Here is a 9,129-nt window from a genome sequence, read left to right on the forward strand (position 1 = left end):
CTTGGGGCGGCGGTCCTATCATCACGGACGCCTGCGCGAGGCGCTGCTGACGGCGGCGCGCGCTCTGATTTCCGAGCGCGGGCTGGCGGGCTTCACCCTGGCCGAGGCGGCCAAGCGCGTCGGCGTCACCGGCGCCGCGCCCTACCGCCATTTCGCCGACCGCGACGCGCTGGTGGCGGCCCTGGCGCAAGACGGCTTCACCCATTTCAACGCTCAACTCGGCCGCGCCTGGGACGGCGGCAAGCCCGACCCGGTCGCCGCGCTGCGGCGGCGCTGCGAGGCGTATCTGGACTTCGCGCGCGCCGAACCCGGCCTCTACCGCGCCATGTTCGGCGACGCCGGCCCGGCGCGCCGCCCGACGGAAAACGCGGCGGCGCGGACGACTTTCGAGGACCTGGTGCGCTCGACGGTCGAAGTGCTGCGCTACTTCCATGCGCCCGAGGGGGACGCCGAGACCCTGGGCGTGCAGATCTGGGCGATGAGCCATGGCGTCGCCGACCTGATGCTTGGCGGGCATTTTTCCGACCGCCCCGACGAAGCTTTTCATGTGCTGGGCGCGGGCGTCGCCGCGCTGGTCGAGGGCGCGCTCCGCGCATCGCTGGGCGTCAAGCCCGTGTTTCCGGCGTTCTAAAGAAATATTCGCGGCCGCATCTGGAAATCGCCTTAATGTAAATTCATATCACATCCACGCAGCCGGCTGGCGAAGCCCGCGGCGGCGATGGAGCAAGATCATGAGCTGTCACACCCATGTCCACCGTGAGGGCCGTTGCGGGCGAATGAACTGGAAGCCGATCGAAGTCGTGGCGATGATCCTCGGGTTCATCTGGTTTTTCCCGATTGGCCTCGCCATCCTGTTCTGGAAGATCTGGCAGTCTAAGTCGCGCTATCAGGGCGATTTCGGCCAGTTCGCCCAGGAAAAATGGGGCGAGTTCGAACAGCGCGCCGGCTTGAGCGGCATGGCGCGCGGATTTGCCGAATGGCCGAAGTCTTCGGGCAACGCCGCCTTCGACGACTGGCGCAAGGCCGAACTGGAGCGCCTCGCCGAGGAGCGCCGCAAGATCTTTGAAGCTGAAAAAGCTTTTGAAGACTATCTCGACGGCCTGCGCCGCGCCAAGGATCGCGAGGACTTCGAGAAGTTCATGGCGAATCGCGCCAAGCCGGACCAGCCGCAGGGCTGAACACGGCGCGGCGCCCGCCCTGGTCCTCTCTGGGACGAGGGCGGGCGCGTTTGTGTTTGAATCGATGTGCTAAAATTTGAAATATTAACCAATTCCCTTGAGGAACGGTTAAGCTGAACGCTCCATTTCTATGCGATGGTCCGCGTTCCCCCGATCCATGCCCTTGCCCTGACTCGCCCCGCCGGACTGGCGGCGCTCGCGCTGCTTGGGGCGCTGTCGGGGTGCGGAAAGTTCGGCAGCGCCGAGCGGCCCGCGTGGCGGGCGCAGGCCGAGGAAGCCTGTTTCGCCCGCGGTCAGGTCGAACTGTCGAACTATATCCAGCCGGCCGGCCGCGACATCGACGGCCCCTCCATTTGCGGTCTCACGCGTCCGTTAAAGGTCACGGCCTTGCTCGGCGGCAAGGTGCTGTTCAACGCCACGCAGACGCTCGATTGCCCGATGGTGGCGGAACTGGAGGTCTGGCTGACCCAGGTGGCGCAACCCGCCGCCGAGGCCCGGTTCGGCCAGCCGATCACGCAGGTCGATTCCATGGGGTCCTACAACTGTCGCGGCATGAACAACCAGTTCGGCGCGCGACTGTCCGAACATTCCTTCGGCAATGCGCTGGATATTGGCGGCTTCGTGCTGGCCGACGGGCGCAAGATCACCGTCGTTCATGACTGGACGCGCGGCGACCCTCAGGCACAAGCTTTCCTGCGCGACCTGCACGCCGGGGCCTGCGAGCATTTCACCACCGTGCTCGGCCCGGGGTCCAACGCCTTTCACTACAACCACATCCACGTCGATCTGGCGCTGCACGGCATGACGTCGAGCGGTCCGCGACGGGTGTGCAAGCCGGCGCCGCAAAGACCCGAGCCCAGAGGACTGGAGCCGCCTTCGCGCAAGGACACTTTGCCTGACAGCCCGGACATCGAGGACGAAATCGACGTCGCTCAAGGCTCCCCGCCGCGCGGCGCCAACACCTATGCGGTGCATCCCGGCCCCGATCTGACCGCCGCCGCTGCGGTTATCGCCCGCGCCCCCGAGGGGCGGGGCGGCCAGAAAGCGCCACCGGCGCCGCCGCGCCGCCCCGGCGCTGGCTCCGTCGTCGGGCCGGTCGCCTTGCACGCGCCGCCGCCGTCCCCGCCCGCCCGTGGCGTCATGAAAGCGGATGGGGTTTTCGTTCCAGAAGGCGACCCCGCCGATTTCGACCTGTCGACGTCGCGCGCGCGGCGGTAGAGTATTTTCAAGCGAAGCGGACACCGGTTCGCGTGAAGAAAATGCGTTAAAACAAGAATCTAGAGTATTTTCATGTTTCCACGAAACGTGAAAATACTCTAGTCGCGGCGCGCGCCCACGTCGGCGTCCGGCGCTTCCTTCGGGCGGCTATTCCTCTTCCTCGAATTCCTCGTCGTCGTCGAGTTCGATCACATCCAGGCAGACGGCGGGAATGGTGGCGGTGCGCAGCGCGTCATCGCTTTCCGCGTACCAGATCACATCGACGCCGGTCTTGTCGGCTTTGACGACCGTCATCGAGCGGCCGCCGGATTTCAGTTGCACGAGATCGCCGGGGCGGAATTCCATTTGAGGTCCTCGTCGTCAGCTAAAGCGTCCCCACGCGAACGCAGACCCGGTTCGCGTGAAGAAAACGCATGGAAACAAAGATCCGGATCGCGTTGGCGCGCGATCCAGGGAGGGGAATCAGGGCCATGTCGCCATGGGCGGCATGGAGGACATGATTGAATCGATATTTCCTCCTGTTTTCAATCCGAAAATGGTGCCCCGGTCGTAGAGCAGGTTGAACTCGACATAACGGCCGCGCCGCTCGAGTTGCTCCGCGCGTTGCGCCGGCGTCCAGCTCTTTGTCATATTCGCCTCGACCAGACGAGGATAGATGCCGGCGAACGCCTCGCCGACCGAACGGGTGAAGGCGAAGGCGGGCGCGAATTTCTCCCCCCCGGCTTCGAGATTGTCGTAGAATAGGCCGCCTATGCCGCGGGCTTCATTGCGATGGGGCAAAAAGAAATAATCGTCGCACCAGGTCTTGTAGCGTTGGTAATCGGCGACCGGATGCGCGGCGCAGGCGGCGCGCATCGCGGCATGAAAGGCTTGCGCGTCGGGATCGTCCTGGCTGCGGCGCTCCATCAGCACCGGCGTGAGATCGGCGCCGCCGCCAAACCACAATTTCGAGGTCGCCACCAGCCGCGTGTTCATATGCGCGGTGGGGATGTTGGGATTGAGCGGATGGACAATCAGCGAAATGCCGGCGGCCCAGAATCGGGGGTCTTCCTCGGCGCCGGGGATTTGCCGGGCGAATTCCGGCGCGAACGCTCCATGCACGGTTGAGACGTGGACCCCCGCCTTTTCGAACACGCGCCCCTTGAGCAGCGCCATCTTGCCGCCCCCGCCCGGCGCGCCATCGTGATTGGTCCGCTCCCACGGCGACAGCACGAATTTTCCCGGCGCGGCGTCCGGTTGCGTCAAGAAGGCGTCGTCGCGCCGCTCAAGCTGTTCCAAGGCCGCGATAATCCGCGCCTGCAACGTGGAAAACCATTCGGTGGCTTCATGCTTGCGATGGTCCAGTTCCGTTTCCAATAACCTCTCCTCTCGGAAAGCCGTCAATTTGCCGCAGGGCCTCGCCTAAAACCATGCCGGCGGCGACGGCGACGTTCAGCGAACGCAGGCCGGCGCGCAGGGGAATGCGCAGGCGCGCGTCGGCGGCGCGATGCACCTCGTCCGGCGCCCCCGCCGATTCGCGCCCGACCATGACGATGTCGCCGGGCTGGAACGCGAAAGCGGGGTAGGGCTGGGACGCGCGGGTGGAGAGTAGCAGCAATCTGCGTCCTTTTGTCGCACGCCATTGTTCGAATGCGGCGAAGGACAGGTGTCGCGTCATCATCACTTGGTCGAGGTAGTCGAGGCCGGCGCGGCGAAAGTGCCGTTCCGTCAAGGGGAAGGCGGCGGGTTCGATCAGCGCGGCCTCGACGCCGAGGCAGGCGCACAGGCGCAGCATGGTTCCTGCGTTTTGTGGAATATCCGGCTGAAACAGCGCAAGGCAAAGGGGAGAAGCGTCAGGCATGGCGGGAAGATAGCGACCTCGCGCCGCATCGCAAAACTTTGTTGGGCGCCTAACAAATTGCCAAGCTGTTTCTATGGACAATGAAGTTGAAAGGCGCCAAATAGCGTCGCCTGCCGAATGGCCTCCTCTGGCCTGCATTTCGTCATCGCGTCGGTTGTGATGCGTTTTCGTAGCGGGAGGGGTTAAGTTTCCGCCGCGCGGCGTCGCCAACCGAACCGCGTTTCGTAAAACCGCTTCGCTTATCGCAAGCAAGCAGAGCCGTCCCGACGCAGCGGGCCGCTCTTGAACCTGGGGATGTCGCCTTGTCCACAGCCACCACTTCGACGGATGAAACCAGTCGCAGAGATTTCCTCTACATCTCCACCGGGGCGGTGGCCGCCGTCGGCGCCGTCTCCGTGGTCTGGCCGCTGATCAGCCAGATGAGCCCGGACGCGTCCACGCTGGCGCTGGCCTCGACCGAGGTCGATGTCGCCTCGATCCCCGTTGGACAGATCGTCACCGTCAAATGGCGCGGCAAGCCGGTGTTCATTCGCCACCGCTCGCCGGAAGAGATCAAGGCGGCCGTGGATGTGGACGTCGGCAGCCTGCGCGACCCGCAGGCCGATTCGACACGCGTCCAGAAGCCCGAATGGCTGATTGTCATCGGCATCTGCACCCATCTCGGCTGCATTCCGCTCGGCAAGCAGGGACAATATGACGGCTGGTTTTGCCCGTGCCACGGCTCGGTCTACGATACCTCCGGGCGCATCCGCCAGGGGCCGGCCCCACGCAACCTCGACGTGCCGCCCTACGCCTTCCTGACCGACACCAAGGTCAAGATCGGCTAACTTTTCGCTGTCTTTCCAAAGAGATCTCACATGCATGGACTCTCGACTTTCGAGCCCAAGAACGGCTTTGTGAAGTGGCTTGAAGCCCGCTTGCCGATCCTGAGCTTCGGCTACGATTCCTTCGTCGCCTATCCGACGCCCAAGAACCTCAACTACTGGTGGACTTTCGGCGCGATCCTCTCCTTCATGCTGATCGCGCAGATCGTCACCGGCGTGGTGCTGACCATGCACTATACGCCGGAAGCGACCATGGCCTTTTCGTCCGTCGAAAAGATCATGCGCGATGTGAACTGGGGCTGGTTCTTGCGCTATGCGCATTCCAATGGCGCCTCGTTGTTCTTCTTCGCGGTTTATGTCCACATGTTCCGCGGCATCTACTACGGGTCCTACAAGAACCCGCGCGAGGTGCTGTGGATCCTCGGCGTGATCATCTTCCTGCTGATGATGGCGACGGGCTTCATGGGCTACGTGCTGCCCTGGGGTCAGATGTCCTTCTGGGGCGCGACCGTCATCACCAACCTGTTCTCGGCCATTCCGCTGGTCGGCAACGACATCACCACTTGGCTGTGGGGCGGCTATTCCATCGACAATCCCACGCTGAACCGCTTCTTCGCCCTGCATTACCTGCTGCCCTTCGCCATCGCGGCGGTGGTCGGCCTGCACGTCTGGGCGCTGCATGTCACCGGGCAGAACAATCCCGACGGCGTCGAAATCCAGGACATCAAGAAGGACTGCGTGCCGTTCACGCCGCATGCGACCATGAAGGACGGCCTGGGCATCACCGTGTTCCTGCTGCTCTATTGCTGGTTCATCTTTTACGTGCCGAACTATCTGGGCGACGCCGACAACTACATCCCGGCCAACCCGATGAAGACCCCGCCGCACATCGTGCCGGAGTGGTACTTCCTGCCGTACTACGCGATCCTGCGCTCCATCCCGGACAAGCTGGCGGGCGTGATCGCGATGTTCGCCGCCATCGCCGTGCTGGCCTTCCTGCCCTGGCTGGATACCAGCAAGGTGCGCTCGGCCAAGTATCGCCCGCTGTACAAGAAATTGTTCTGGGGCTTCGTGCTGGTGGGCATCGGCCTTGGCTATTGCGGCGCCATGCCGGCGGCCGAGCCCTATGTCACGGCCTCCCGCATCCTCAGCCTGCTGTATTTCGGCTTCTTCGCGGCGCTGCCGTTCCTGCCCAAGTTCGAACGGACGCTGCCGGTGCCGGCCACCATCGCCGAAGCGGTGCTGGCCAAGTCCGAACCCGTCAAGACCGCGAAGTGAGGACCATTTGATGACCTTCGCCTCATCCTTCACCAAGATCGTTGGCGCCGCCACGGCCCTCGCCGCCGTGGTCGCCCTGTCCAACCTGGCTGCTCGCGCCGAAGAGGAGCAGCCCAACCCGACCCGTCAGGAATGGTCCTTCGCCGGTCCGTTCGGAACCTACGACAAGGCGCAGTTGCAGCGCGGCTTCAAGATTTACAAGGAAGTCTGCTCCAACTGCCACGAGTTGCACATTCCGATCCGCACGCTCGGCCAGCCGGGCGGTCCGGAACTCTCCGTCGACGAGGTCAAGGCCCTGGCCGCCTCCTACACGGTGAAGGACGGGCCGAACGCCGCAGGCGAAATGTTCGATCGTCCCGGCCGTCCGTCGGACTATTTCCCGACGCCGTTCCCCAATCCGGAAGCCGCCGCTGCGGCTCTGGGCAACGCTCCGCCGGACATGTCGCTGCTCGCCAAGGCGCGCAAATACGAACGCGGCTTCCCCGCCTTCGTGTTCGACGCCCTGCCGATCCCCGGCGGCATGTACCAGGAACTCGGCCCCGACTACATCTACGCCATCCTGCATGGCTACGAGAAGGATGACGATCCGAACTGGAACGCTTATTTCCCCGGCCACAAGATCGCGATGGGCAAGCCCCTGGTCGAAGGCCAGGTGGACTATCCCGACGGAACCCCGACCACGCTCGACCAATACGCCAAGGACGTGGCGAGCTTCCTGTATTGGGCTGCCGAACCGACGCTCGACCAGCGCAAGTCCATCGGCGCGAAGGTGATGATCTTCCTGCTGATCCTCTCTTGCCTGATGTATTTCACCAAGAGGACGATCTGGTCGGACGTGGCGCACTGACGACGCGACGGGACTGGAAACAAACGCAAGAGGCCCCTGTCGGGGCCTCTTTTGTTTGGCGCGCCCGGCAGGGCGCATTGTTTATGACCTCAATCTCGCCAACCGCCCCGCGCGGACCCGCGCGCGGGGCGCCGTGGCGGGAAAGCGGTCGATGATGATCGCCCCCTATGCGGATTTACGGTCGAGTTCCAGGCAAAAACCCCGTTTTTCCTGGTTTTTTTTCGCGGTTCAGGCGTTCGCGTCCCTTGCTTTGTCTCGGATTCGCATCGAAAGTAGCCCCGTCGTCGCTTCACGATTCGAGCCGCGCCGCATCGGCGCGCTTCTCGTTTCTGCGAGGATCAAGCTTCAATCCGGACGGCGGTCCGCGCCCGGGACAATAACAAGGCCGTCTTGAGACCGCGCCGCACTGACAGGAGTTCCATATGACCAACAAAGCCGAACTGATCGACGTGGTCGCGGAAGCGACGGAATCTTCCAAGGCGGCCGCGGGCGCCGCTCTTGACGCCGTGATCGACGCGATTTCTCAGGCGTTGAAGCAGGGCGAGGAAGTTCGTCTCGTCGGTTTCGGCACCTTCTCGGTCAAGGAGCGCGCCGAAGGCAAGGGCCGCAATCCCGCGACCGGCGAGGAGATCAAGATCCCCGCGTCCAAGAGCGTGCGCTTCAAGCCCGGCGCCCAGCTGAAGACGCTGATCAACAAGTAACCTTATCGACGCGCGGACAAATGCGAGCCTGGCGAACCCCCCGTTCGCCAGGTTTTGTTGTCTTTGCGAATCTGGCGCCCTCCGTTCGCCAGCTTTTAATCACTTTGATGGACCATCTTGCCAGGGCGCATTGGGCGTCCTAAAGCGTTGAAACGATCTGTCGCGCCTTGACTTGGTCGGAGCCTGGCGGCGAAGGGCGGTTAGCTCAGTTGGTAGAGCATCTCGTTTACACCGAGAGGGTCGGCGGTTCGAGACCGTCACCGCCCACCACGTTCTGGAGAGTCCCCGTGCCGAACTTCCTGGGTCGCGGTTTTCCGCGGGTTTTTTCGCAATCCTTCCGCAACGGTCTCACGGCGCTCTCGCTCGGCGCGCTGCTCGCCGGAACCCCGGCGGGCGCGGCGAGCGCCGCGTCGATGACCTTCCGCGTCGAAGCCCTTGGCGGCGGCGGCGTGTGTCGGGGCGCGTGCCCTCTGGCCATTGTGGCGGAGGGTCAGATCACCAATTCGACGCCGGGCGACTTCCTGGAATTTTTACGCGACAACGCGGGGAATCGGGATCTCCATACCGTGGTGTTCCTGCATTCGGAAGGCGGCTATGTGGTCGCCTCGATGGAGTTGGGGCAGATCTTCCGCCGAATCGGCGCGGCGACCGTGGTGGCGCGGTTGGCGCCGTCCGATGGCCCGGGCGGGCGGTTCCTCTCGGCCAATTGCCTGTCGGCTTGCGTCTACGCCTTCATGGGCGGCCGCAAGCGCGTCGCGCCGCAGGGCAGCGCGCTGGGCATCCACCGCATGTTCGCCAACCAGGAGCAGGGGGACTGGCTCGATTCGCATGTCGTGCGCCGCTACGACAACGGATCGATGGCGGCGCATCTGATGGCCTATAGCGTGCGCATGGGTGTGTCGCGCGACCTGATTCGCACCGCCGAACACATTAACTCCTCGTCGCTTCACCTCGTGACCTCATCGGAAATGGCCCGCTGGAACCTGGCGAGCCGGGTTTTCTGACGTGACGACTCAAGGCGCTCTCCCGGCGTAGCCCGTCGCGACACGGGCGTCCGATGCGGGGGAGAGGGGCGGGCGCGGGGCGTTAGCCTCGATGTCCTCGGGAAGGCGTTGCAGACCCTTCGCGCTTTGTGTGCGCCGAACATTTCGCGCGCAGCCGCGACTCTCTTGGCGCAGCGCCTGGAACGCCGCCGATCCGGCGACAGGCTTTGACCCTCGGCTTTCCGAACGACGCTGAAGCC

The 9,129-nt window shown here is 64.0% G+C and carries 11 protein-coding genes and 1 tRNA gene; 9 read left to right on the forward strand and 3 right to left on the reverse strand.

Features of this window, described 5'->3' with window-relative positions; genetic code table 11:
* The 3 genes from CCR94_RS15940 to CCR94_RS15950 all read left to right on the forward strand — a co-directional run.
* Positions 1-631 (forward strand): TetR/AcrR family transcriptional regulator (locus CCR94_RS15940; RefSeq protein ID WP_104508843.1); only part of this gene is annotated, 631 nt, incomplete at its 5' end.
* 100 nt (positions 632-731) lie between these two features.
* Positions 732-1,178: a DUF2852 domain-containing protein gene (locus tag CCR94_RS15945; protein ID WP_244594104.1), complete on the forward strand. Its 447-nt coding sequence runs from the start codon at positions 732-734 to the stop codon at positions 1,176-1,178.
* 135 nt (positions 1,179-1,313) lie between these two features.
* A complete protein-coding gene (locus CCR94_RS15950; RefSeq protein WP_104508845.1) occupies positions 1,314-2,396 on the forward strand; it encodes an extensin-like domain-containing protein in 1,083 nt (360 codons plus the stop codon).
* A 147-nt stretch (positions 2,397-2,543) separates the two neighbouring features.
* On the opposite strand, the gene CCR94_RS15955 is transcribed toward CCR94_RS15950, so the two are convergent.
* The 3 genes from CCR94_RS15955 to CCR94_RS15965 all read right to left on the reverse strand — a co-directional run bounded on the left by CCR94_RS15955 (position 2,544) and on the right by CCR94_RS15965 (position 4,236).
* Complete coding sequence (locus tag CCR94_RS15955; protein WP_104508846.1) at positions 2,544-2,741, reverse strand: YodC family protein; 198 nt, start codon at positions 2,739-2,741, stop codon at positions 2,544-2,546.
* Positions 2,742-2,858: 117 nt separating this feature from the next.
* Positions 2,859-3,752 (reverse strand): oxygen-dependent coproporphyrinogen oxidase, encoded by an 894-nt coding sequence (gene hemF, locus CCR94_RS15960; RefSeq protein ID WP_104508847.1) that lies wholly within the window; start codon positions 3,750-3,752, stop codon positions 2,859-2,861.
* Complete coding sequence (locus CCR94_RS15965; protein ID WP_104508848.1) at positions 3,721-4,236, reverse strand: tRNA (cytidine(34)-2'-O)-methyltransferase; 516 nt, start codon at positions 4,234-4,236, stop codon at positions 3,721-3,723. The genes hemF and CCR94_RS15965 overlap by 32 nt, the downstream gene beginning before the upstream one ends.
* 302 nt (positions 4,237-4,538) lie before the next feature.
* On the opposite strand from CCR94_RS15965, the gene petA reads away from it, so the two are divergent.
* The 6 genes from petA (at position 4,539) to CCR94_RS15995 (ending at position 8,890) form a co-directional block, all read left to right on the forward strand.
* Positions 4,539-5,063, forward strand: coding sequence for a ubiquinol-cytochrome c reductase iron-sulfur subunit (petA, locus tag CCR94_RS15970; protein ID WP_104508849.1), 525 nt, complete (start codon positions 4,539-4,541; stop codon positions 5,061-5,063).
* Positions 5,064-5,093: 30 nt separating this feature from the next.
* A complete protein-coding gene (locus CCR94_RS15975) occupies positions 5,094-6,338 on the forward strand; it encodes a cytochrome b (RefSeq protein WP_104508850.1) in 1,245 nt (414 codons plus the stop codon).
* A gap of 10 nt (positions 6,339-6,348) precedes the next feature.
* Positions 6,349-7,185 carry a cytochrome c1 gene (locus CCR94_RS15980; protein WP_104508851.1) on the forward strand — a complete coding sequence of 279 codons (837 nt, stop codon included), beginning with the start codon at positions 6,349-6,351 and terminating at the stop codon, positions 7,183-7,185.
* Between the two features lie 422 nt (positions 7,186-7,607).
* Positions 7,608-7,886: an HU family DNA-binding protein gene (locus CCR94_RS15985; protein WP_104508852.1), complete on the forward strand. Its 279-nt coding sequence runs from the start codon at positions 7,608-7,610 to the stop codon at positions 7,884-7,886.
* 194 nt (positions 7,887-8,080) lie between these two features.
* Positions 8,081-8,156 (forward strand) — tRNA-Val (locus CCR94_RS15990).
* A 17-nt stretch (positions 8,157-8,173) separates the two neighbouring features.
* Positions 8,174-8,890 (forward strand): COG3904 family protein, encoded by a 717-nt coding sequence (locus CCR94_RS15995; protein WP_104508853.1) that lies wholly within the window; start codon positions 8,174-8,176, stop codon positions 8,888-8,890.
* Positions 8,891-9,129: the final 239 nt, after the last annotated feature.

The organism is Rhodoblastus sphagnicola, assembly GCF_002937075.1.
In the GTDB taxonomy this organism is placed as follows: domain Bacteria; phylum Pseudomonadota; class Alphaproteobacteria; order Rhizobiales; family Beijerinckiaceae; genus Rhodoblastus; species Rhodoblastus sphagnicola.

Excerpts from the sequence above, each read along its gene's own strand:
- CCR94_RS15980 (WP_104508851.1), top strand. The coding sequence starts at position 6,349 with ATGACCTTCGCCTCATCCTTCACCAAGATCGTTGGCGCCGCCACGGCC.
- CCR94_RS15950 (WP_104508845.1), top strand. The coding sequence starts at position 1,314 with ATGGTCCGCGTTCCCCCGATCCATGCCCTTGCCCTGACTCGCCCCGCC.
- CCR94_RS15945 (WP_244594104.1), top strand. The coding sequence starts at position 732 with ATGAGCTGTCACACCCATGTCCACCGTGAGGGCCGTTGCGGGCGAATG.
- CCR94_RS15965 (WP_104508848.1), bottom strand. The coding sequence starts at position 4,236 with ATGCCTGACGCTTCTCCCCTTTGCCTTGCGCTGTTTCAGCCGGATATT.
- CCR94_RS15975 (WP_104508850.1), top strand. The coding sequence starts at position 5,094 with ATGCATGGACTCTCGACTTTCGAGCCCAAGAACGGCTTTGTGAAGTGG.
- CCR94_RS15955 (WP_104508846.1), bottom strand. The coding sequence starts at position 2,741 with ATGGAATTCCGCCCCGGCGATCTCGTGCAACTGAAATCCGGCGGCCGC.
- CCR94_RS15985 (WP_104508852.1), top strand. The coding sequence starts at position 7,608 with ATGACCAACAAAGCCGAACTGATCGACGTGGTCGCGGAAGCGACGGAA.